At 70.9% G+C, this 23372-nt stretch carries 17 protein-coding genes; 9 read left to right on the top strand and 8 right to left on the bottom strand.

The window, feature by feature from the left end; all coding sequences use genetic code 11:
* From AQI70_RS29890 to glgB, 4 genes are all read left to right on the top strand, one after another.
* Positions 1–339: alpha-glucosidase C-terminal domain-containing protein (locus AQI70_RS29890; protein ID WP_244181884.1), on the top strand; the 339-nt coding region annotated here is incomplete at its 5' end.
* A complete protein-coding gene (gene treS, locus AQI70_RS29885) occupies positions 336–2036 on the top strand; it encodes a maltose alpha-D-glucosyltransferase (protein WP_062155495.1) in 1701 nt (566 codons plus the stop codon). The genes AQI70_RS29890 and treS, both read left to right, overlap by 4 nt.
* 86 nt (positions 2037–2122) lie before the next feature.
* On the top strand, positions 2123–3580 hold the full coding sequence (locus AQI70_RS29880; protein ID WP_062155493.1) for a maltokinase N-terminal cap-like domain-containing protein: 1458 nt from the start codon (positions 2123–2125) through the stop codon (positions 3578–3580).
* Positions 3577–6294: a 1,4-alpha-glucan branching enzyme gene (glgB, locus tag AQI70_RS29875; RefSeq protein ID WP_079051533.1), complete on the top strand. Its 2718-nt coding sequence runs from the start codon at positions 3577–3579 to the stop codon at positions 6292–6294. Before AQI70_RS29880 ends, glgB begins: the two co-directional genes overlap by 4 nt.
* A 108-nt stretch (positions 6295–6402) precedes the next feature.
* Here glgB and AQI70_RS29870 read toward each other — a convergent pair whose 3' ends face one another.
* From AQI70_RS29870 to AQI70_RS29840, 7 genes are all read right to left on the bottom strand, one after another.
* Positions 6403–8643 (bottom strand): HelD family protein, encoded by a 2241-nt coding sequence (locus AQI70_RS29870; RefSeq protein ID WP_079051543.1) that lies wholly within the window; start codon positions 8641–8643, stop codon positions 6403–6405.
* A 181-nt stretch (positions 8644–8824) separates the two neighbouring features.
* Entirely contained in the window at positions 8825–9133 is a 309-nt protein-coding gene (gene trxA, locus AQI70_RS29865; RefSeq protein WP_244181883.1) for a thioredoxin, read from the bottom strand.
* Between the two features lie 57 nt (positions 9134–9190).
* A complete protein-coding gene (locus AQI70_RS29860) occupies positions 9191–9577 on the bottom strand; it encodes a MerR family transcriptional regulator (protein ID WP_062155487.1) in 387 nt (128 codons plus the stop codon).
* Between the two features lie 111 nt (positions 9578–9688).
* Complete coding sequence (locus AQI70_RS29855) at positions 9689–12886, bottom strand: tetratricopeptide repeat protein (RefSeq protein WP_062155485.1); 3198 nt, start codon at positions 12884–12886, stop codon at positions 9689–9691.
* 267 nt (positions 12887–13153) lie between these two features.
* Positions 13154–13441 (bottom strand): hypothetical protein, encoded by a 288-nt coding sequence (locus AQI70_RS29850; protein WP_062155483.1) that lies wholly within the window; start codon positions 13439–13441, stop codon positions 13154–13156.
* Between the two features lie 24 nt (positions 13442–13465).
* Positions 13466–13936: a hypothetical protein gene (locus tag AQI70_RS29845; protein WP_062155481.1), complete on the bottom strand. Its 471-nt coding sequence runs from the start codon at positions 13934–13936 to the stop codon at positions 13466–13468.
* Positions 13937–14329: 393 nt separating this feature from the next.
* On the bottom strand, positions 14330–15718 hold the full coding sequence (locus AQI70_RS29840; protein ID WP_062155479.1) for a cation:dicarboxylate symporter family transporter: 1389 nt from the start codon (positions 15716–15718) through the stop codon (positions 14330–14332).
* Between the two features lie 195 nt (positions 15719–15913).
* On the opposite strand from AQI70_RS29840, the gene AQI70_RS29835 reads away from it, so the two are divergent.
* Both AQI70_RS29835 and AQI70_RS29830 read left to right on the top strand, forming a co-directional pair.
* Positions 15914–17572: a sensor histidine kinase gene (locus AQI70_RS29835; protein WP_062155477.1), complete on the top strand. Its 1659-nt coding sequence runs from the start codon at positions 15914–15916 to the stop codon at positions 17570–17572.
* Positions 17569–18303 carry a response regulator gene (locus tag AQI70_RS29830; protein ID WP_062155475.1) on the top strand — a complete coding sequence of 245 codons (735 nt, stop codon included), beginning with the start codon at positions 17569–17571 and terminating at the stop codon, positions 18301–18303. The genes AQI70_RS29835 and AQI70_RS29830 overlap by 4 nt, the downstream gene beginning before the upstream one ends.
* 27 nt (positions 18304–18330) lie before the next feature.
* Here AQI70_RS29830 and AQI70_RS29825 read toward each other — a convergent pair whose 3' ends face one another.
* Positions 18331–18891, bottom strand: coding sequence for a hypothetical protein (locus AQI70_RS29825; RefSeq protein WP_062155473.1), 561 nt, complete (start codon positions 18889–18891; stop codon positions 18331–18333).
* Between the two features lie 68 nt (positions 18892–18959).
* On the opposite strand from AQI70_RS29825, the gene AQI70_RS29820 reads away from it, so the two are divergent.
* The 3 genes from AQI70_RS29820 (at position 18960) to AQI70_RS29810 (ending at position 23368) form a co-directional block, all read left to right on the top strand.
* Positions 18960–19838: a 5'-methylthioadenosine/S-adenosylhomocysteine nucleosidase family protein gene (locus AQI70_RS29820; RefSeq protein ID WP_062155471.1), complete on the top strand. Its 879-nt coding sequence runs from the start codon at positions 18960–18962 to the stop codon at positions 19836–19838.
* Between the two features lie 187 nt (positions 19839–20025).
* A complete protein-coding gene (locus tag AQI70_RS29815) occupies positions 20026–21924 on the top strand; it encodes a tetratricopeptide repeat protein (protein ID WP_062155541.1) in 1899 nt (632 codons plus the stop codon).
* Positions 21925–21994: 70 nt separating this feature from the next.
* On the top strand, positions 21995–23368 hold the full coding sequence (locus tag AQI70_RS29810; RefSeq protein ID WP_208607468.1) for an extracellular solute-binding protein: 1374 nt from the start codon (positions 21995–21997) through the stop codon (positions 23366–23368).
* The last annotated feature ends 4 nt before the right edge of the window (positions 23369–23372 follow it).

Genomic DNA, 23372 nt, shown 5'->3' with positions numbered 1-23372 from the left:
AGGGCGAGTCCGGCCCTGCGACAGCTGCGCGACCTCCACTTCCACCACGCGGACCAGGAAGCGGTGATCGCGTACTCGAAGCGAAGTGGATCGAACACGGTTCTAGTGGTCGCCAACCTCGACCCCCACCACACCCAGGAGGCCACGGTCTCGTTGGACATGCCGCAACTCGGCCTGGACTGGCACGAGTCGGTTCCGGTGCGCGACGAGCTCACCGGCGAGACCTATCACTGGGGCAGGGCCAACTATGTGCGTCTGGAGCCGGGACACAGGCCCGCGCACATCCTCACCGTCCTGCGACCGTCCACCCCGCAGATCGGAGGGTCACCCACAAAATGATCGTCAACGAGCCCGTTCAGGACACCTTCGAGGACACTCCTGCCAAGGACCGTGACCCGGATTGGTTCAAGCGCGCCGTCTTCTACGAGGTCCTGGTCCGCTCCTTCCAGGACAGCAACGGCGACGGCGTCGGCGACCTCAAAGGCCTGACCGCCAAACTCGACTACCTGCAATGGCTCGGCGTCGACTGCCTGTGGCTGCCGCCCTTCTTCAAGTCACCGCTCAGGGACGGCGGCTACGACGTCTCCGACTACACCTCCGTCCTGCCCGAGTTCGGCGACCTCGCCGACTTCGTGGACTTCGTGGACTCCGCCCACCAGCGGGGCATGCGGGTCATCATCGACTTCGTCATGAACCACACCAGCGACCAGCACCCGTGGTTCCAGGAGTCGAGGAGGGACCCGGACGGCCCCTACGGCGACTACTACATGTGGGCCGACGACGACAAGGCGTACGCCGACGCCCGCATCATCTTCGTCGACACCGAAGCCTCCAACTGGACCTTCGATCCCGTCCGCAAGCAGTACTTCTTCCACCGCTTCTTCTCCCACCAGCCGGATCTGAACTACGAGAACCCGGCCGTGCAGGAGGAGATCCTCTCCGCGCTGAGGTTCTGGCTGGACCTGGGAATCGACGGCTTCCGGCTGGACGCGGTTCCCTATCTCTACGCGGAAGAGGGCACGAACTGCGAGAACCTTCCCGCGACCCATGAGTTCCTCAAGCGGGTGCGGAAGGAGATCGACGCCCACTACCCGGACACGGTGCTGCTGGCGGAGGCCAACCAGTGGCCGGAGGACGTGGTCGACTACTTCGGCGACTACCAAAGCGGCGGCGACGAATGCCACATGGCCTTCCACTTCCCCGTCATGCCGCGGATCTTCATGGCCGTCCGGCGGGAATCGCGCTACCCGGTCTCGGAAATCCTCGCCAAGACCCCGGCCATTCCCTCCGGCTGCCAGTGGGGCATCTTCCTGCGCAACCACGACGAGCTGACCCTCGAAATGGTCACCGACGAGGAACGCGACTACATGTGGGCGGAATACGCCAAGGACCCCCGCATGCGCGCCAACATCGGCATCCGGCGCCGGCTGGCGCCCCTGCTCGACAACGACCGCAACCAGATCGAGCTGTTCACCGCCCTGCTGCTGTCGCTCCCCGGCTCGCCGATCCTCTACTACGGCGACGAGATCGGCATGGGCGACAACATCTGGCTCGGCGACCGGGACGCCGTCCGCACACCGATGCAGTGGACCCCGGACCGCAACGCCGGCTTCTCCTCGTGCGACCCGGGACGGCTGTATCTGCCGACCATCATGGACCCGGTCTACGGCTACCAGGTGACGAATGTCGAGGCGTCGATGTCCTCGCCCTCGTCGCTTCTGCACTGGACCCGCCGGATGATCGAGATCCGTAAGCAGAACCCGGCTTTCGGACTCGGCTCCTACACGGAACTCCAGTCGTCGAACCCGGCCGTGATCGCCTTTCTCCGCGAATACGAGGACGATCTCGTCCTGTGCGTGAACAACTTCTCCCGGTTCGCCCAGCCGACGGAGCTGGATCTGCGGAGGTTCACCGGGCGACATCCGGTCGAGCTGTTCGGCGGGGTGCGATTCCCGGCCATCGGTGAACTGCCGTACTTGCTGACCCTGGGCGGGCACGGCTTCTACTGGTTCCGGCTGCGCAAGGACGCCGCCTGAGAGCCCGGGCGGGGCGGTTTCTCCCGCCCCGCCCGGGGCACGCATCAGTAACCACCCCGACCGGCCCGGGGAAAGGACACGACGCCATGTCGGAAGCCGTCACCCGTACCCTCACACCCCCTCCCGGCCTTCTCGGGTCGCTGGACCCCCTACTGCGGGAGTGGCTGCCGCGGCAGCGGTGGTTCGCGGGAAAGGGGCGCCCGGTCACCGGATTCTCGCTGGTGGCGGCCACCGAGCTGCTGCCGCCCGGCGGCAAGCTGGGCCTGTACCACCTGCTGGTGCGCGCCCATCAGCCGCTCGCCCCCGTGCCCGGCGCCCCCGAGCAGCCCGCGGACTGCTACCAGCTCCTCATAGGAGAGCGCGAGGCGCTGCCGCCCCGGCTGGCGCCCGCGCTGATCGGACACGTGGCCGAGGGCCCGCTCGCCGGACGCACGGTGTACGACGCCCTGCACGACCCCCGCCCCACCGAGCTGCTCCTGGAGGCGCTGCGCACCGGGGCCCGGATCGGCGGGCTGCGGTTCGAACGCGACGGGAGCCAGCGGATCCGGTCCGGTCTGGTGCCGCGCCTGGTCACGTCCGAGCAGTCGAACTCGTCGGTCGTCTACGGCGATACGTTCATCCTGAAGCTGTTGCGCCGGATCGTGCCCGGCGTCAATCCCGACCTGGAGCTGCCGCTGGCGCTGGCCCGCGAGGGCTGTGAGCGGGTGCCCGCGCCGACCGCCTGGATCCGGGCGGAGCTGGCGGGCGAGTCGTATGTCCTCGGCGTGCTCCAGCCCTTCGTGCAGGGCGCGGCCGACGGCTGGGAGCTGGCGCTGCGCGAGCTGGCCAAGGGCGAGGACTTCGCCGCGGCGGCCCGAGCGCTCGGGCGCGCCACCGCCGAGGTGCACACGGCGCTGGCCCGCACCCTGCCGACCGTGACGCTGGGGCACACGCAGGTGCAGCAGCTGGTCGACGGCATGGTCGAGCGGCTCGACGTGGCCGCGCAGGCGGTGCCCGCGCTCCAGCCGTACGCGCCCGGCCTGCGCTCCGCCTTCGAGGCGCTGGCCGGCCTGGCCGCCGAGGGCAGCACCTGGACCGCCCAGCGCATCCACGGCGACCTGCATCTCGGGCAGTGCCTGCGCTCGCCCGCCGGGCGGTGGTGGCTGATCGACTTCGAGGGCGAGCCGTCGAAGCCGCTGGCCGAGCGGCGGATGCCGCAGCCGCCGGTGCGGGACGTGGCGGGAATGCTGCGCTCCTTCGACTACGCGGCCCACTCGGCCGACCCGCCGATACCCGGCTGGGCCGAGAGCTGCCGGGCCGCGTACTGCTCCGGGTACGCGCAGGTCAGCGGCGCCGATCCGCGGACCGATCCGGTGCTGCTGCGGGCGTACGAGACCGACAAGGCGATCTACGAGGTCGTCTACGAGGCCCGCCACCGCCCCGACTGGCTCCCGGTACCGCTGTCCGCCATACGCCGCCTCGCCGCGGACGGCGGCACCCCGACCCCCTCCATCCCCGCACCCACACCCGCATCCCCACCTTCGCCGAGGAGGCCCCGCCCGTGACCCCCCGCACCACTCCCTCCAGCGGTTCGGATTCCAAGGAGACCGCAGAGCAGACGGCCGAGCAGACGAGCGTCGCGAAGAAGGCGACGGCGAAGACGGCGAAAGCCGCCGAGAAGGCCGCGGAGGCCATGAGGAAGGGGGCGGCGAAAGCGACGGCGAAGAAGGCGACGACCAAGGCCGCCGCGGCGAAGGAGACGGTCGCGAAGAAGACCGCGGCGAAGAAGACCGCCGCCAAGAAGGCTCCGGCGAAGAAGACGGCCGCCAAGAAGACCGCCGCGAAGAAGACCGTGGCCAAGAAGACCACCGCGAAGAAGACCACCGCGAAGACGACCGCCGCGAAGAGCACGGGGACGAAGAACACGGCGGGGAAGACCACTGCGGCCAAGAGCACGACGGCCAAGAGCACCGGCACGGAAAAGGCCGCCGCGAAGAAGATCCCCGCGCAGAAGACGGCGCCCAGGAAGATCCCCGCGCAGAAGACGTCCCCCGCGAAGGCCGCTCCGCCGCCGGAGGCGCCCGTCGCCGTCTCCCCCGCCCTAGACGCCGCCGACCGCGACCGGCTCCTCAGCGGCACGCACCACGACCCGCACTCCGTCCTCGGCGCGCATCCGGTGCCCGGCGGTGTCGCCTTCCGGGCCTTCAGGCCGTACGCCCTGTCGGTGACCGTCGTCGTGGGGGACCTGCGGGCCGAGCTGCACGACGACGGGGAGGGGTTCTTCTCCGGACTGCTGCCGCTGCGGGACGTACCGGCGGGGTATCGGCTCCTCATCGCCTACGAGGGGACGGTCCAGGAGACCGAGGACGCGTACCGTTTCCTGCCCGCGCTGGGCGAGCTGGACCTGCATCTGATCGGCGAGGGGCGGCACGAGGAGCTGTGGCGGGCGCTCGGCGCCGAGCCGATGACGCACCAGGGCGTGACCGGCACCCGGTTCACGGTGTGGGCGCCGAACGCGCGCGGCGTGTCCCTGGCCGGCACCTTCAACTACTGGGACGGCACCGGGTATCCGATGCGCTCGCTCGGCGGCGTCGGTGTCTGGGAGCTGTTCGTGCCCGGCATCGGTGAGGGCGAGCTGTACAAGTTCGAGATCACCCGGCCCGACGGTTCGAAGACGCTGCGCGCCGACCCGCTGGCCCGCCGCACGCAGGCCCCGCCCGACACGTCGTCCATCGTGCACGCCTCGCACCACGAGTGGGGCGACGCGGAGTGGCTGGCGCGGCGCGGGCAGATCCCGACGCACGAGGCGCCGTTCTCGGTGTACGAGGTTCACCTGCCGTCCTGGCGGCCAGGTCTGTCGTACCGTCAACTGGCCGAGCAGCTGCCGGCCTACGTCAAGGACCTGGGCTTCACCCACGTCGAGCTGATGCCGGTCGCCGAGCATCCCTTCGGCGGCTCCTGGGGCTACCAGGTCACCGGCTTCTACGCGCCCACGGCCCGCCTCGGCACCCCGGACGACTTCAAGTACCTGGTCGACGCCCTGCACCAGGCCGGGATCGGTGTCCTGATGGACTGGGTGCCGGCGCACTTCCCGCGCGACGACTGGGCGCTGGCCGAGTTCGACGGGCGTCCGCTGTACGAGCACGAGGATCCGCTGCGCTCCGCCCACCCCGACTGGGGCACCCTGGAGTTCGACTTCGGGCGGCGCGAGGTGCGCAACTTCCTGGTGGCGAACGCGGTGTACTGGTGCGAGGAGTTCCACATCGACGGGCTGCGGGTGGACGCCGTCGCCTCGATGCTCTACCTCGACTACTCGCGTGAGCCGGGCCAGTGGGTTCCGAACGTGCACGGCGGGCGGGAGAACCTGGACGCGGTGGCGTTCCTGCAGGAGATGAACGCGACGGTGTACCGGCGCGTGCCGGGGGTCGTGACGATCGCCGAGGAGTCCACGGCCTGGGACGGCGTGACGCGCCCTACGCACGTGTCGGGGCCGGGCGGCTTCGGGGGCCTGGGCTTCGGGCTGAAGTGGAACATGGGCTGGATGCACGACTCGCTGGAGTACATGGCCAAGGAGCCGGTGCACCGCAAGTACCACCACAACGAGATGACGTTCTCGATGGTGTACGCGTACAGCGAGAACTACGTTTTGCCGATCTCCCACGACGAGGTCGTGCACGGCAAGCGTTCCCTGGTGTCGAAGATGCCGGGCGACTGGTGGCAGCAGCGCGCCAACCACCGCGCCTACCTGGGCTTCATGTGGGCCCACCCGGGCAAGCAGCTGCTGTTCATGGGGCAGGAGTTCGCGCAGGGCGCGGAGTGGTCGGAGGCGCACGGGCCGGACTGGTGGCTGCTGGATCCGGCGTACGGGGCGGAGGCGGACCATCGGGGCGTGCGGGACCTGGTCCGCGACCTGAACACGGTGTACCGGCACACCCCGGCGCTCTGGCAGCGGGACACCGACCCGTCCGGCTTCCAGTGGGTGGTCGGGGACGCGGCCGACGACAACGTGTTCGCGTTCCTGCGCTTCGACGCGGAGGGGGCGCCGCTGCTGGCGGTGTCGAACATGTCGCCGGTGGTCCGGTACGAGTACCGGGTCGGGGTGCCGGAGGACGTGCCGGCGTGGCACGAGACGGTGAACACCGACGCGGCGAAGTACGGGGGCAGTGATGTCATCAACCCCGACCCCGTCAAGCCGGAGGCCCAGCCCTGGCACGGCCGCCCGGCCAGCATCCGGCTGACGTTGCCACCACTGGCAACGGTGTGGCTGCGTCCGGCCTAGTTTCCTCGCCGCCGGAGGGGCTGGCTTTTCAGCCCCTCCGGCGTTTGAGGACGAGGCCCGTTCAGGGCCGAAGCGGGGGCCTGGGGGCCGCAGGCCCTCCAGGGACGGTCACGCCGGTGCCGGCGAGCTTTCCGCCAAGCGCTGCGGCAGCCGACCCGTGTGCAGTACCCCCAACCGCTGTGTGGCCCGAGTCAGCGCCACGTACAGATCGCTCGTGCCGTACAGCCCCGGCTCCACCACCAGCACGGAGTCGAACTCCAGGCCCTTGGACTGACGCGGGTCGAGGAGGACGACGGTCCGCGTGAGGTCCGGCTCCGCCCCCGCCGTGACCCCGTCCAGCCGCGCCGCCAGCCTGCGGTGCAGATGGCGGGGTGCGATGACCGCGAGCCGGCCCTCGGTGGGCGTCAGTTCCTCGACCGCCTCGGCGACGGCTGCGGGCAGGTCGTCGGTGGCGCGTACCCAGGGCCGTACCCCTGTCGAGCGCACCGAGCTCGGCGGCTCGAAGTCGGGGTTCTCGGCGCGCACGACAGCCGCCGCGAGCTCCATGATCTCGGCCGGTGTCCGGTAGTTGACGCCGAGCCGGGTGTGCTCCCAGCGGTCCTCGACATACGGTTCGAGGATCTTCGCCCAGGAGCCGACGCCCGCCGCCTCCGCCGTCTGGGCCGGGTCGCCGACCAGGGTCATCGAGCGGGTCGGGCTGCGCCGCATGAGCAGCCGCCAGGCCATCGGCGACAGCTCCTGCGCCTCGTCGACGATGATGTGCCCGAACGCCCAGGTCCGGTCGGCCGCCGCGCGCTCGGCGGCGCTGCGGTGGTCGTCCTCCTCATGGCGTTCGGCGAAGCGCTCGGCGTCGATGATGTCGTGCGCCGACAGCACCTCGGAGCCGTCGGGGTCGCTGTCCTCCTTGTCCTCGAACTCGTAGGTCCGGGAGGCGTACGACACGTCCAGCACCCCCTGCGCGTACGCGACCTGCGTCTCCCGCTCGCGCTCGGCCCGTGCCCGCGCCGGCCGGTCGTCCTCGCCGAGCAGTTCGGCGGCCTCGTCGAGCAGCGGTACGTCCGCCACGGTCCAGGCCCGGGTGACCGGGCGGCGGATGGCGGCGGCGTCCTCGTCGGGGAGATAGCCGACGGGGTCGGCGAGGAAGTCCGCTACCAGGCGCTGCGGTGTCAGCCGGGGCCACAACTGGTCGACGGCGGCCCAGACTTCGGGATTCTCGGCGAGTTCGTCACGGATCTGGGTGATGTCGCCGGCGTCGAGCAGGCTCGTGCCGTCGTAGGGGTCGGTGCCGACACGTTCGGCGTACAGCTCGGTGAGCGTGTTGAGGATGTGGCCCTCGAAGTGCTCGCGGGCCACGTTGTGCGGCAGCCGCGCGGCGCGGGTGCGTTCACGGGCCACCCGCACCAGGTCGTCGTCGAGCATGAGGATCTCGCGGTCGTGCTCGATGGTGATCACCGGGTCGGGCAGGGCCTGCCAGTCGCGTACGACGTCGGCGAGCACGTCCGCCATGTCGGCGCGCCCCTTCACCGCGGCGGCCTCACGGGTGTCGGTCGCCGTCGCCCGCACACCGGGGAACAGCTCGCCGACCGTGGCCAGCAGCACGCCCGTCTCGCCCAGCGAGGGCAGCACCTCGCCGATGTAGCCGAGGAAGGCGGGGTTGGGGCCGACGATCAGGACGGCGCGCTTGGCGAGCAGTTCCCGGTGTTCGTACAGGAGGTAGGCGGCGCGGTGCAGGGCGACGGCGGTCTTGCCGGTGCCGGGGCCGCCCTCGACCACCAGCACCCCGCGGTGCGGGGCCCGGATGATCTGGTCCTGTTCGGCCTGGATGGTCTGCACGATGTCGTTCATCCGGCCGGTGCGGGCCGAGTTGAGGGCGGCGAGGAGCACGGCGTCGCCGCTCGGGTCCTCGTGGCCGGTCCTGGTCGCGTCGCCGAGGTCGAGGATCTCGTCGTGCAGGGCGGTGACCGTACGGCCGCTGGTGGTGATGTGCCGCCTGCGCCTGATGCCCATCGGGGTGTGACCGGTGGCCAGGTAGAAGGGGCGGGCGAGGTCGGCCCGCCAGTCGATGAGGATCGGCGTGCGCTCGGCGTCGTCGGTGCGCAGGCCGATACGGCCGATGTGGTGGCTGACGCCGGAGGTGTGGTCGATGCGGCCGAAGCAGAGGGAGCCGTCGACGGCGTTCAGCGCGGCGAGCAGCCCGGACCGCTCGGCGACGAGGATGTCCCGCTCCAGCCGGGCCTGCATGGGCGTGTCGCCCTGGGCGAGCGCGTCCGTGACGCCGGCCTCGGTGTCACCGCGCAGGGCGTCCACGCGCGCGTACAGGGCGTCGATGAATTCCTGCTCACCACGAATTTCATCGCTGTTTGACAATTCCACTCCCGCGCCGATATAGTGTGCTCACTGGACTTGATTGCGACTCAGTCCCCATGAAGTCGCGAACCATTGAATATACGCAAGAAAATCCCCCGAGCGCAATTGCTCGGGGGATTTCTCGTTGTTGGCCCGGGCTTTCGGCCCGGTTGCCGGTCCGGGATTACAGCACGTCGGCGAGTTCCTCCAGGAGCCTGCGCTTGGGCCGTGCCCCCACCATCGACTTCACGGGCTCACCGCCCTGGAAGACCATCAGCGTGGGCGTCGACAGCACGCCGTACGCGATGGTGGTGTCCGGGTTCCGGTCCACGTCCAGCTGGACGATCCGCAGCCGCTCCCCCTCCTCGGCGGCGATGCTGCTCAGCACCGGCGCCAGCTGCCGGCACGGCCCGCACCACTCGGCCGTGAACTGCACCAGCACCGGCAGCTTCGAGCCGATCACCTCCGCCTCGAAGTCCGCGTCCTCCCCCACTCTCGGCTTCGCTCGAGCGGGAGGTGCCCCCATCCTCGGCCACGCCCGCCGCCTTGATCACAGTTCCTGCCCTCCCAGTTCGCACAACGGTGGTTCGCCCTCGGCCATCGCCAGCCGCAGGCCGATCTTCGCCCGCACGGCCTGCAACTCGCCGATCAGCGCATCGAGTTCGTCCAGCTTGCGCCGGTAGACCGCGAGCGACGCCGGGCAGGAGTCGCCCTCCGGGTGCCCGGCCCGCAGACACTCCACGAACGGCCGCGTCTCCTCCAGGTCGAACCCGAAGTCCTGCAGCGTCCGGATCTGGCGGAGCAGCTTCAGGTCGTTCTCGTCGTACGTCCGATACCCGTTGTCGTTGCGTCGCGCGGGCAGCAGCCCCCGTGACTCGTAGTACCGCAGCGTCCGCGTAGTGGTCCCGGCCCGTGCGGCCAGCTCGCCGATTCGCATGCGTACGAACGTAGTCCTTGACGCCGACGTCAAGGCAACAGCGGTTGGCGCTCCACCGGAGGGTGCGTTTCATCTGGTCGCCGACCGCGATGGGAGCCCACTGGGCGGCATCTAGCGGTCTTCCCTCGGCGACAGGCGCAGCTCGTGCAGCAGATGCCGGGTGATGAGCGTGTCGTAGGCGTGCGGGCCCAGCGCGCGGCTCTGGTCGGCGAGGAGGGCGGCGAGGTCGGCCTCGGCACGGGTTTCGTCGCCGGTGTGCAGGCGCCAGTGGGCGAGGTGTCTGCGCAGGGTGAGCGTCTGCGCGTGGAACGGGCCCAGCTGATCCGCAGCGAACGCGATGTACTCGGCGTAGGCGTCTTCGGCGGCGGGATACGCGGTGAGCCGGTCACGGCGGGCGGCGGCCGCGGCGGGCTCGCCGGCGACGTCCTTCTCGTGGGCCTCGGCGAGCAGCCTGAGCAGCCAGTGGCGCAGGGCCTTTCGCCCCCTGTCGACGATGTACTGCTCCGTACCGCCCGACTCCAGCATGTGCAGGGACTCCTGCACGGCTGCCGCGGCACCGGCCAGGTCACCTGCCTCCCCTCGCCAGGCGCCGAGGTGGCTGAGCACGTTGGCCACCGCACTCGAGCCGGGACCGCGGATGCGCCGCGTGTCGTCCAGCAGTTCGGTCAGCAGGGCCACGGCGGTGTCCGCACCGTCCCGCTGCCCGCGCAGGACGGCCAGTTCGAACCGGACGGTCAGGTACTCCCCGTCCTCTTCACCGAGCACCTCCGCCGCGTCGGCGAGCAGTTGCTCCAGCTCGGCGATGGCCTCGTCCACCTGCCCGGCCGTCCGCCGGGCCGCGGCCGCGCCCCGGCGGACATTGAGCGTACGGGGGTCCTTCGCCCCCAGAGCCCTCTGCATGTCGTCCACGAGATCCGCGTAGACGGTCACGGCCTCCTCCACGGCTCCGTCCCGCTCAAGGGCGTGGGCAAGACTGGACCGGGCCGAGAACGTCACGGGGTGATCCGGACCGAACACCTGCTTCGCCCGCCCGGCCCGGTTGCGATAGCCCGCGAGGTCCTGCCCCGTCGGTTCCGGTGCGTGCCACTGCCAGTGTGCGTGGACCTGTTCGAGGTTCAGCGTGGCCGGGTGTTCCTCGCCCAGCACGTGCTGCATGACGGGCAGCAGCTCCGCGCAGGTCTCGACGGCGGCCTGGTAGGCCCCCGTCCTGCCCAGCCACCAGACGCGACGTGCCCGCAGCAGGAGCGTGCTCTCGGCGTCGCGCCCGTTCAGCCTTTCCCCGTCGGCGATCAGCGCGTCGTACGCTGCGAGCGCGCCCGCGTCGTCCCCCGCCTCACCCGTCCACATGGCAAGGCCGGTGCGGACCTCCAGGAGGTCCGCGTGATCCGGCCCGAGCGCCTCGGTCGCCGCCTGCGCGAGCCGGCGGAAGTAGTCGCGCGCCACCGCGGCCTGCCCGGCATGTCCCAGGCTGTGGCCGAAGAGGTTCAGCACGGGAAAGACCCGCTCCCGGTGGAGGGCGTCTCCGCAGTGGCCGGTGAGTGCCGTGGTGTTCGTGCGCAGCACCTGGGCGAGCACCGGGTCCCGGTCCATGTGCGGCCAGACGTCGGCCAGCGCGTCGGCGAGGGACCGGACGAGTGCCTCACGTCGGTCCCGGGTCATCTCGTCACGGGTCGCCCGCTGCACCAACCGGTGGACATGGACGGCCCGATGGGGCGTGCCGGGATCGTGGAGGACCAGGCTGAGCCGGTGCAGCGCCCGCACCGCCTGGCGGGCCTCGCGGGCCGTGACGTCACGGACCTCGCCCGCGTCCGGTGCGAGGGCCCTGCGTACGGCGGTCAGATGGGCCAGCGCCGAGCCGCAGGTCAGGACCGTCTCGGGGATGCCGTCCGGGGAGAGCATCGAGATCAGCTGGAGCATGGGGCGGGCCAGCCCGGCCGGGCCCAGCCGGTCGGCGCGCTCCACGGACAGGGCCCATGCCCTCGCCATGGGAAGGTTCTGGCCGTCGGGCAGGGCGTCGTCCTCGGGCGACAGTTCGTCCAGCGGGACGGCCTGGTCGGCCAGCAGCGCCCGGTACTCGGCGACGGAGATCGCCGCGTCGGTGACGTACGCGCCGGCCTGCGCCAGGGCCAGCGGCAGATGGCCGAGGTCAGCGGCGAGCGCCGCGAGGTCCTCGTCGGATTCCGTGCGCCCGCGTCCGGCGAGCGAGCGCCGCAGGTAGGAGAGGGCTTCCGCCTCGGTGTAGAGGCCTACGGTGACGCGTTGGCGTTCCTCGGTGAACAGGGCCGCGTCCGGGCGCCGGGTGGTGAGCAGTGTGCGGCCGAGGGGGGTACTCGGGGGCCAGAGGTGGTTGAGGGTGGCCGGGTCGGGGACGTCGTCGAGGACGACGAGCCAACGGCAGCCCGGGGCGGGAGCGGCGGCGAGCCACTCCAGGAAGGCGCGTGCGGCGGGTTCGGGCCCGTCGGCCAGTGCCGACTCGGGGAGCACGGCCTTCGCGGCCTCCGCGTAGCCGTACAGTACGGCGTCACGGCTGGCGGCGCTGATCCAGACCAGGAGGTCGATCGTGCGCGTCTCGAAGCGTTCCTGCGCGTAGTGGGCGGCCAGTTGGGTCTTGCCGACACCGCCGAAACCGTCGAGGATCTGGCACACGACCGTCGTGCCGCCTTCGTGCACCTTGTGGCGCAGTGCGCTCATGACCTCGCGGTCCTGGAACCAGGCGGCGGGGGGCGGCGGTTGACCGACCCGCAGCGGCGGCCTGCCGACCCCGCGCGACGGCGCCCCGCGGTCCGCTCCGTCCGGCCGTCGCAGGAGACGGTTGAGCAGCGGGCGGACGCCCTGGTGGGTGAGGGCCCGGAGCTCGTACCGGTGCCGGGAGTTCGGCAGCAGGAAGAAGGGGATGTCCTCGGCCGTGCCTCCGGGCAGCACCACATTGAGCACTCGGTCGGGCCAGTCCTGCTCATGGGTGAAGGCGAACTCCATGAGCAGCCTGGACTCCCAGACGACCCCTCGGCCCGTGCCGGGCTCCTCCTCGCCCGCCGCGCGGCGTTTGTAGGCGGGTGACGCGATCACCAGCACGAAGTCGGCGGTCTCGATCTCGTCGGCCGTCTCCCGGGCCCACTGCGGTCCCCGCTCGGCCTCGATGTCGTCGAGCCACACGTCGGCTCCGCCGTTCCGCAGCAGCCGGGCCAGCTCACCGACCGAGCTCTTGTGCTTCTCGTTCTCCCACGCGTAGGAGATGAACACGTGCGGGCGCCCGGCATCGCCGTCCCGTGCGTCCGCCGCATCCGGCTCCCCGATCGCGCCTTGGGACACCCCTGCACCCCCGTCGAGCGAACTCCGGGCAAACCCTACCCGTCACCCCTTCTCGCCCATGGCCCCTTCCTCGATCCCGCCTTCAAGGAGACTGTGGTGCCCTCGGTGCGGGCCACCACCTCCTCCGCGATGTCCTTGCCGGGGCCGGGAGAGGAGCCGTAGAGGGTGAGGAGGCGGGCGCGGCCCTCGCCGGCCGCTCCCGGTCCTCATCCGACCGCCCCCGGCCCTCATCCGACCGCCCCCGGCCCCCATCCGACCGGCCGCGGCTCAGCGCAGCCGGCCGGCCGGCTCGCCGGCTCCCGGCGCCGGTGTTCCGGGGCGACGAACGCACTGGTCGGCCGCCTTCACCAGCGCCGGTGCGAGCAGGGCAACCGCCACCTTCCACACGGGATCCGGCACCACCGCCACGGCAGCGGCGAGAGCGAGCAGGGGGCCGAGCACCCGAGCGGCGCGGCCGGCCCTGCTCGGCCTCGTGGCCGCCTGTGCGTCGAGGTACCCGCCGGTCAGCACCGCCAGTTCGGCGACGACCAGCACGACGGCCAGGGTGATGTCCACGAGCCGACTCCGTTCGGTCTTCCGTCAGTCTCCGGCCGAGCTGCAGTCCCAGTGCCCCGACGCCTTCGTGGCCGCGGCGCGCGGAGCGAGGTCCGTGCCGCCGCCGGGCGGGTTCGCCACGAACTTGCAGCCGAAGTCCTTCATGAAGTGCTCGAACGTGTAGTTGTGGTACTTCGCCTGAATCTTCTTGAGGCGCGCGATGCCCGCCGGGCTGGCGTTGAACGCCTTGCTGTACTCCTTGGTGTCCTTCACCAGACAGCCGGCGGACACGATCGCGCCGACCCAGCCCGCGCCCTTGGACGCGATGGTCTTCCCCAGCGAGGCGACGCTGACCCCGGTGGCCAGCAGTGAGCCGCAGACGCCGCTGATGCTCTTGTAGTCACGTCCCGTGGACGGCTGGGCCGCCCCCGTGGCCGCCTGCGCCGGAGCCACTCCGGCGGTGAGGAGCACCGCTCCGGCGGCCGTGCCGATCAGTGTCTTGCGAAACTTGTCCATGGGTTCCCCCGGACTTCCTTCTGTGTGCTCGACGGTCGGGACGCCCCCACCCGGTCCAGGTGCGGGCCCCGGCCCCGCCGCTCGACGGCGGGGCCGACAGCGGTTGCTGTCCTGCCCGTGGAGAGGTGCCGAAGATCAGCCGGGTTGGGCAAGAGAGCGCAATCTTCCGGTAACGCGATCTTCCGTAACGCCATGCTCCGGTAACGCCGTCAGGCGCACGGCAGTTGCCGTGCGCCTGAGGTCGAAGGGGTGTGAACCGGGCGGCTGGGCCACGGGGGAGCATCCCAGCCGCCCGGAGTGTGATGGCCGGGCGCCCGGCCCCGGTTCAGGCGGGGCCGGACACCCGGAGCGGGGGGACCGGGCCGGTGGGCCGGCCCGGAACCGTCCGGAACGTCAGGCCTTGGCGAGTTCCTTCTCGCCGCCCTTCTCCGGCACCTCGGCGGGGGCGCCGTGGCCGTCGTCGTCCATGAGGGTCGTCTCGTCGAACGGGAGCTGACCGGTGAGCACCTGGTGGACCTGCTCCTTGTCGATCTCCTTGGTCCAGGTGCCGATCAGCACGGTGGCCACGGCGTTGCCCGCGAAGTTCGTCAGGGCGCGGGCCTCGCTCATGAAGCGGTCGATGCCGACGATGAGGCCGATGCCGTCCACCAGGGCGGGCTTGTGCGACTGCAGACCACCGGCCAGCGTGGCCAGACCCGCACCGGTGACACCGGCGGCGCCCTTGGAGGCGACCAGCAGGAACAGCAGCAGCGGGATCTGCTCGCCGACGGACATCGGCGTACCCATGGCGTCGGCGATGAACAGGGACGCCATGGTCATGTAGATCATGGTGCCGTCGAGGTTGAAGGAGTAGCCGGTCGGGACGGTGATGCCGACGACCGGCTTGCTGACGCCGAGGTGCTCCATCTTCGCGATGAGGCGCGGCAGCGCGGACTCGGAGGAGGAGGTGGACAGGATCAGCAGGAACTCACGGCCCAGGTACTTGAAGAGCGTGAGGATGTTGAGGCCCGCGACGATCCGCAGCAGGGCGCCGAGCACGATGAAGACGAAGAGGAAGCAGGTGACGTAGAAGCCGAGCATCAGAATGGCGAGCTTCTTGAGCGCGTCGACGCCGGCGGACCCGGTGACGGCGGCGATGGCGCCGAAGGCACCGATCGGGGCGGCCCACATCACCATGGCGAGGATGCGGAAGACGAGCCGCTGGATGTGCTCCACACCGCGCAGGATCGGCTCCCCCGACGAGCCCATGGCCTGGAGCGCGAAGCCGGCGAGCAGGGCGACGAGCAGGGTCTGCAGAACCGACTCCGAGGTGAAGGCGGAGACGATCGTGGTCGGGATGATGCCGAGCAGGAACTCGGTGGTGTCCTTGGCCTCCGCGTCGACCTGGGCGTGACCGGCGTCCTTCACGGCGTCCGTGACCGCGAGGCCGGTGCCCGGCTCCAGGATGTTGCCGACGACGAGACCGATGCCGAGGGCGACCAGCGACATCACCATGAAGTAGCCCAGCGCGATACCGCCGACGGCCCCGACCTTGGCGGCCTTCCGTACCGAACCGATGCCGAGCACGATCGTGCAGAAGATGATCGGCGAGATCATCATCTTGATCAGGCTCACGAACCCGGTGCCGATGGGCTTGAGCTCGACCGCGAATTCCGGCGCGGCCAGACCCACGGCGATACCGAGGGCCACCGCGATGATCACCGCGATGTAGAGGTAGTGAGTGCGGTCCCGCTTGGCGACGGGTGCGGCAGGTGCCGTATCGGGGGAACTGGCGGCGGCCACGGCTGCCCTCCTTGACGTCTTCGTCGGTATCACCGGCGTGCGGCTCACGTCCGGGGTGGGGGTTCGCTGATCGGGAGTCGCGCCCGGGGACGGGGGTGTCGTACTCAGCGATGCGGTGACTATCTCCCGCCGTGTGAGGGCGGTCACCCTTCCGTTCATTTAGTTCACAATCGGCCAGGGAGGCAGACTGACGACATGCGCATCCCCGTCCCGAGACCCCGCAGCCTGGCGGCCCAGCTCTTCGCGATGCAGGCCGTGCTGATAGCGGTGCTCGTCGCCGGGTACGCGGTGTTCACCTACGTCAGCGACCGCGGCCAGGCCGAGGAGGCCGCGGGCCGCCAGGCCATGGCGGTGGCCCAGTCGATCGCCGACGCGCCGTCCGTACGGGAGGCGATCGCCACCGCCGACCCGACGGCCGAGCTCCAGCCGTACGCCCTCCGCGTCCAGCACGACGCCCAGGTCGACTTCGTCACGATCATGAACCCCGAGGGCATCCGCTGGACCCACCCCGACAAGCGGCAGATAGGCCAGCACTTCCGCGGCCACACGGAGCGCGCCCTGCGCGGTGAGCCCTTCACCGAGACGTACACCGGCACGCTCGGCCCGTCCGTCCGCGCGGTCGTGCCGATCTACGACGGCGGGCGGGACCCGAAGGACATCGTCGGGCTGGTCAGCGCGGGCATCCGGGTCGAGGAGATCAGCAAGCGGGTGCAGGAGCAGCTGACGGCTCTGCTCGGGGTGGCGGCGGGCGCGCTCGCGCTGGGCGCGATCGGCACGTACGTCATCAACGCCCGGCTGCGCCGCCACACGCACGGCATGAACGCGGCCGAGCTGAGCCGGATGCACGACTACCACCAGGCCGCGCTGCACGCCGTGCGCGAGGGACTGCTGATGCTGGACGGGCAGTACCGGGTGGCGCTGATCAACGACGGCGGGCGGGAGCTGCTCGGGGTGGCCGACGACGTGGTGGGTCGGTCGGTCGCGGAGCTCGGGCTGCCCGCCCCGCTGACCGGGGCGCTGCTGGCCTCGGAGCCGCGGGTGGACGAGGTGCATCTGACGGCGGAGCGGGTGCTGGTGGTGAACACCTCGCCGGTGTCGGGCGGCGAGCGGCGCGGAACGGTGGTGACACTGCGGGACGTGACCGAGCTCCAGTCCCTGATGGGCGAGCTGGACTCGGAGCGGGGCTTCACCCAGGCCCTGCGGTCACAGGCGCACGAGGCGGCGAACCGCCTGCACACCGTGGTCTCCCTGATCGAACTGGGGCGGGCCGAGGAGGCGGTGGAGTTCGCGACCGCCGAGCTGGAGCTGGCGCAGGCCCTCACGGATCAGGTCGTCGCGGCGGTGAGTGAGCCGGTGCTGGCGGCGCTGCTGCTGGGGAAGACGGCGCAGGCCAACGAGCGGGGCGTGGAGCTGGTCGTGTCGCAGGAGAGCCGGCTGGACGACGGGCTGCTCCCGGACTCGCTGCCCGCCCGGGACCTGGTGACGATACTGGGCAACCTGATCGACAACGCGGTGGACGCGGCGCAGGGAAGCGTGGGTGCACGGGTGACGGTGACGGCGTACGCCGAGGACGGCGAGCTGGTGCTGCGGGTGTCGGACACCGGCACGGGCGTGGACCCCGCGCATGCGGAGGCGGTGTTCCAGCGCGGGTTCTCCACGAAGCCGGCCGGGCCGGGGGGCCGTGGGCTGGGACTGGCCCTGGTACGGCAGGCCGTGCACCGGCACCGGGGGGCGTTGTCCGTGACGGAGGCCGACGGGGGCGGGGCGGCGTTCGAGGTGCGCCTGCCGTTGTCGGAGGGCGCCGTTTCCGAGGGCGCGGTCGCTGAGCGCGCGGTTGCTGGAGGCGAGGCGTGACAAGTGGACAGCCCATTCGTGTCCTGGTCGTGGAGGACGACCCGGTGGCGGCGGACGCGCATGTGATGTACGTCGGGCGGGTGCCGGGGTTCGTCGCGGTCGGAAAGGCGCACACGGGCGCGGAGGCGCGGCGGACGCTGGAACGGACGCCGGTGGATCTGCTGCTGCTGGATCTGCATCTGCCCGATGTACACGGGTTGCAGCTGGCGCGGTCGTTGCGGGCGGCCGGTCACCACGCGGATGTGATCGCGGTGACGTCGGCTCGCGACCTGGCCGTGGTGCGCGAGGGGGTGTCCCTGGGAGTCGTGCAGTACGTACTGAAGCCCTTCACCTTCGCGACGCTGCGGGACCGGCTGGTGCGGTACGCCGAGTTCCACGCGGCGGTGGGCGAGGCGAGCGGCCAGGACGAGGTGGACCGGGCACTGGCCGCGCTGCGGGCGCCGGGGCCGGCGGCGCTGCCGAAGGGGTTGAGCGCGCCGACGCTGGAGCGGGTGACCGGGGCGGTGCGGGAGGCCGAGGAGGGGCTCACGGCGGCCGGGGTCGCGGAGGCCGTGGGGATCTCCCGGATCACGGCCCGGCGCTATCTGGAGCACCTGGTGGAGGCGGGGAGGGCCGAGCGCAAGCCGGTGTACGGGCAGGTGGGGAGGCCCGAGCTGGTGTACCGGTGGGTTCCGGGCACGGGCACGGGCACGGGTACGGGTTCCGCAACGGGACCGGGGACGGGCCGGTAGCCGGGCCGTCCGGCGCGCTGCTCCCGCTCAGCCCGCGCTGTTGCTCGCCGACGTGAACGGCACCGCGTACACCACGATGTAGGCCCCCAGCCCGGCCACCGCGAGCGCCTCGAACGCGGAGAGCACCACGAGGCCGGCCGACGTCCCGCCCCCGGTCCAGTACACGAGGAGGGCACTCAGCGGTACGACGCAGAAGGCGAGCAGGTCGACCACGAGCTGCACGGCCTTCCGCGACACCCGCCGGGCGTCCCCCCGGTGGAAGGTCTCCCAACCGAAGGCGGCCTGGGCGCCGGCGAGTGACGCGAGCCGCGGCCCCAGCTCGACCCGCACGTACTTCCCGATCGCGGAGATCTTCTCGTCGTTGACGAGGTAGGTCCACCCGAGCACCACGCACACCGGCGGCAGCGCGAGAAGCATCGACGTCTGCTTGGCCTGCGCGGCAGCGGCGATGACGGCGGCGACGACCGCGAGGGTCACGTACAGCAGGTTGTCCCGGAACCCGATCCGCGCCTTCTGCTCGTCCTTCAGGCTCTCGTACTCGGCGAGCAGCAGCTGCCCGACGGTGACTTCCGGCTCCGTCCCGGCCATGACGGCGATCCTTTCCCCCGCTGACCAACGCCCCGCCCGGGCCGGTCACTTGGCAGTACCTTAAGGGGGTGTCAGAGACTTCTCCCACCGTGGTCGTCCTCACCGCTCTGCCCGTCGAGTACGACGCCGTACGCGCCCACCTCGACGACACCGAGGAACTCGTCCACGACGACGGCACCCGCGTCGAACGCGGCCGGCTCGCGGGCACGCCCTGGACCCTCGCGGTCGCCGAACTGGGCGAGGGAGCGATGAACGCCGCCGCGCTGACCATGCAGCTGGTCTCCTGGCTCCGCCCCGAGGCGCTGCTGTTCGTCGGTGTCGCGGGCGGCCTGAAGGACGACATCGAGCTCGGCGACGTCGTGGTCGGCACCAAGGTGTACGCCGTCCAGGGCGGCAAGGTGACGCCGGAGGGTTTCCAGGCCCGCCCCGAGGTCTGGCACGGCTCGCACCGGCTGGTGCAGGCGGCGCGCTCGGCGTTGCGGGACCTGGCGGTGGAGGGAGTGCGGGGGCACCGGAAGCCGATCGCCTGCGGGGATGTCGTCCTTGCCGATCACGAATCCGCCTTCGCGGACTTCATCCGGCGGAACTACGGCGACGCGTACGCGATCGAGATGGAGGGCTCGGGGGCGGCTCACGCGGCGCATCTGAGCGGGCAGTTGGACGCGCTGGTGATCCGGGGGATCAGCGACCGGGCCAATGCGGAGAAGGCCGACGACGACGCGTCGGGCTCGCAGGAGCGGGCGGCCGCGCAGGCGGCGTGCGTGGCGGTGGGGGTGTTGCGGAAGCACCGGCCGCGGGGCGGGGCGTCCAGTTCCGCGGGGTCCTCCGGCTCTGAGGAGGGTCCCCATCGGGACGGCGGGGGCCGGTACGGGGGCGACCACATCGACTTCCGGGGCGGGACCTTCCACGGGCCCGTCATCGGCAAACAGGTCGGGGGGCAGCGGTAGGGGGACCGCCCATGGGCCCGTGCATGGGACCGTACATGGGCCGGTCCCGCGGGCCAGCGCGACGCTGCCGCCGCGGCCACTGGGCTTTACGGGGCGGTCGGCGGAGCTGGAGCGGCTGCTCGCCCAGCTCTCGCCCGATTCGGGTGACTCGGACTCGCTTCCTGTGCTCATCTTCGCCGTCACGGGGATGGGCGGCATCGGCAAGACCGCGCTGGCGGTGGAGGCGGCGCATCGGGCCTGTGCGACGGGGTGGTTTCCCGGTGGGACGCTCTTCGTGGACCTGCGGGGGTACGACGACGATCCGGTGACCGCGGATCAGGCGGTGCTGGCGCTGCTGGACGCGATGGGTGTGCGGGGCGTAGATCTGCCATCGACGGCGGCCCGGCAGTACGACGCGTATCGCGCTCTGCTGGCCGAGCGGCAGGCCCAGATGCTGCTGATCCTGGACAACGCCTCGGACCCCAGCCAGTTCCTCGACCTGCTGCCCGGCACCGACCACCACCGGGTACTGATCACCTCCCGCGACCGCCCGGACACCCTCCCCGTACGCCTCATCAACCTGGCAACACTGGTACCTGACGAGTCCGTCGCCCTCATCGCCCGGGCTCTGCACGACGCCGACGAACACGACGACCGCCCGGAGCACGAACCGGACGCTGTGTCCGAACTCGCCTCCCTGTGCGACCACTTGCCCCTCGCCCTCCAGATCGCCGCCGCGATGCTGCGCAGACGCCGCCATCGTGACATCGCGTCGCTGGTGGCCGAGATCAAGAAGCTCGGAGACACGCTGGTCGTCCTTGACAACGGCAGCAAGGGCACGGACCAGTACGGCCGCTCACTCGCCCTTCGCCCTGTTCTGGAGACGTCGTACCGCCGACTTCCGCCCGACCAGGCCCGGTTACTACGTCTCCTGGCCCTGGCCCCCGGCGCCGAGACGGGAACGGAGGCCGTGGCCGCCCTGGCCGACCTGGACATGGCTGCCGCCATGGACCTGCTGGAGAATCTGGCCGCCGCCTGTCTTGTCACGGGTGTGCGGATGCGTGGAGATGTGCAATGGCGGCTGCATGACCTGGTGCGGGCCTTCGGAGCCGGCGTGGTGGCGGGGGACGCGGAGTTGAGGAAGGAGGGTCAGGCAGCGCGGAAGCGCCTGCTGGGGTTCTACCTGCGGTGGACGGCCGCGGCGAACGACCGGTTGCGGTGGCTGCCGGGGAGGCCTGAGCCGGAGCGGTTCGCGGACCGGGCACAGGCCCTGACGTGGCTGGACGGCGAGCGGGCGGGGCTGGTCGCGGCGGCGCAGTGGGCGGCCGAGGAGCGGTACACGCCCAAGGCGGCGCAACTGGCCGCATGTCTGGCGGAGTACTTGCGCTGGAGGCGGCACGTCGATGAGGGGATCACTGTCGCGCGCGCAGCGCGGGAGGGCACTCACCGCATCGGGGACCGCATGGGGGAGGCAGAGGCCTGGACAAACCTGGGGCGTGCCCAGCGGGAGGCGGGCCAGGCGGAGGAGGCGATCGACTCCCACACACACGCCCGCGACCTCTACCAGGCCGCCGGTAATCACCGTCTCGAAGCCATGGCGTGGAACAACCTCGGTGTCGCCCTGCAGGCGGCGGGCAGGCTGGAGGAGGCGATACCCGCCTACAACCGCGCCCGCGGCCTCTGCCAGGCCGCCGGCGACCATCTCCGCGAGGCGATGGCGTTGGGGAACCTCGGTAACGCCCTTCTGTTTGAGGGCCGGGGGGAGGAGGCGGTCCACACCCATATCCGCGTCCGCGACCTGTTCCAAGCCGCTGGGGACCGCTTCCGCGAAGGCATGGCGTGGCACAACCTTGGAATCATCCTGCAACAGACGGGCCAGGTGGCGGAGGCGATCAAGGCGTACGACGCAGCTCGGGAGCTCCGCCGCCAGTTCGGGGACTGGTACGGGGCAGGCCAGACCCTGCACAACCTGGCCCTTGTCCACGAGGCCATCCAGCGCCCCGCCGAAGCCCGCGCCTACTACCTCCAAGCCGCCGAGGCCTTCACCCGAGCCAACGCCCCCACCGAAGCCGCCGAAGCCCAATCGGCCGCACAGACATTGACCTGACTAGACCACTCAACCTACGTTCACCAGGCAGCCATCCCCGCGCCACAACGACGTGCGCCCGCAGGAGGTCATGCCCGTGCGCCCCACCGCCGCCCTCACCGCCCTGCTCACGACCGTCCTCGCCGCAACGGCCCTCACGGCCTGCGGCGGCGGTTCCGGCAGCGACCCGGACACCCTCAAGGTCTCCTTCAAACAGTCCACGGACAACTCCATCAAGGTGATGGACACCTACCTCGCGGACATCAAGAAGCAGTTCGAGAAGGCGAACCCCGGCAAGAAGGTCGAGTTCGTCCCCATCAAGGCCCCGGACTCGGAGTACTACACCAAGCTCCAGCAGATGCTCCGCTCCCCCAGGACCGCCCCCGACCTGGTCTACGAGGACACCTTCCTCATCAACTCGGACATCACCAGCGGCTACCTCAAGCCCCTGGACCCCTACCTCGCCAAGTGGCCGGACTGGAACCAGTTCATCGACACGGCGAAGAGCGCGGCCAAGGGCGAGGACGGCAAGACGTACGGCGTCCCGGACGGCACGGACACCCGGGGCCTGTGGTTCAGCAGGGACGTCTTCGAGAAGGCGGGCCTGCCCGCCGACTGGCAGCCGAAGACCTGGGACGACGTCCTCGACGCCGCCCGCACCATCAAGGAGAAGGTGCCCGACGTCATCCCCCTGAACGTCTACACGGGCAAGCCCGTCGGCGAGGCCGCGACCATGCAGACCTTCGAGATGCTGCTCTACGGCACGAACGACGGCACTTCGGACCCGCTGTACGACAGGACGGCCAAGAAGTGGATCGCCGGCGGCCAGGGCTTCAAGGACGCCCTCAGGTTCGTCGAGACCGTCTACAGGGAGAAGCTCGGCCCGGACGTCTCCGACGCCCTCGACCCCAATGTCATGACCCGTGTCCGCGGCGAGTGGCTCCCGCAGGGCGAGCTCGCCATCGCCCTCGACGGCTCCTGGCTGCCCCAGGACTGGCTTCCCGGCAGCGGCCACGAGTGGCCCGAGTGGTCGAAGGAGCTGGGCCTCGCCGCCATGCCCACCCAGAACGGCCAGGCCCCCGGCAAGGTGAGCATGTCCGGCGGCTGGACCTGGTCCATTCCGGCCAAGGCGGCCAACCCCGAGCTGGCCTTCGAGTTCATCAAGACGATGCAGACCAGGGCCAACGCCCAGAAGTGGTACGTCGCCAACTCGGGTATCGCGGTACGCAAGGACGTGGCGAGCGATCCCGCGTACGTCAGCGCCCAGCCCGGCATCAAGTTCTTCACGGACCTGGTCGCCCACACCCACTACCGCCCCGCCTACCCGGCGTACCCCAAGGTCTCGACCGCCATCCAGGAGGCGATGGAGGGCGTGACGACGGGCGACATGTCGGTCGAGGAGGCGGCGAAGGGCTACGACGAGGAGTTGAAGGCAGCGGCGGACGGCCAGGTGATCGAGAAATGAGCTG

The sequence above is a fragment of the Streptomyces curacoi genome, assembly GCF_001513975.1.
GTDB lineage: Bacteria > Actinomycetota > Actinomycetes > Streptomycetales > Streptomycetaceae > Streptomyces > Streptomyces curacoi.
This window is presented reverse-complemented; position numbering and strand designations above follow the sequence as displayed.

Coding starts and splice junctions, on each gene's coding strand:
- treS (WP_062155495.1), top strand. CDS start 336: ATGATCGTCAACGAGCCCGTTCAGGACACCTTCGAGGACACTCCTGCC.
- AQI70_RS29880 (WP_062155493.1), top strand. CDS start 2,123: ATGTCGGAAGCCGTCACCCGTACCCTCACACCCCCTCCCGGCCTTCTC.
- AQI70_RS29860 (WP_062155487.1), bottom strand. CDS start 9,577: ATGCGAATCGGCGAGCTGGCCGCACGGGCCGGGACCACTACGCGGACG.
- AQI70_RS29845 (WP_062155481.1), bottom strand. CDS start 13,936: ATGGACAAGTTTCGCAAGACACTGATCGGCACGGCCGCCGGAGCGGTG.
- AQI70_RS29835 (WP_062155477.1), top strand. CDS start 15,914: ATGCGCATCCCCGTCCCGAGACCCCGCAGCCTGGCGGCCCAGCTCTTC.
- AQI70_RS29825 (WP_062155473.1), bottom strand. CDS start 18,891: ATGGCCGGGACGGAGCCGGAAGTCACCGTCGGGCAGCTGCTGCTCGCC.
- AQI70_RS29815 (WP_062155541.1), top strand. CDS start 20,026: ATGGGCGGCATCGGCAAGACCGCGCTGGCGGTGGAGGCGGCGCATCGG.
- AQI70_RS29810 (WP_208607468.1), top strand. CDS start 21,995: ATGCCCGTGCGCCCCACCGCCGCCCTCACCGCCCTGCTCACGACCGTC.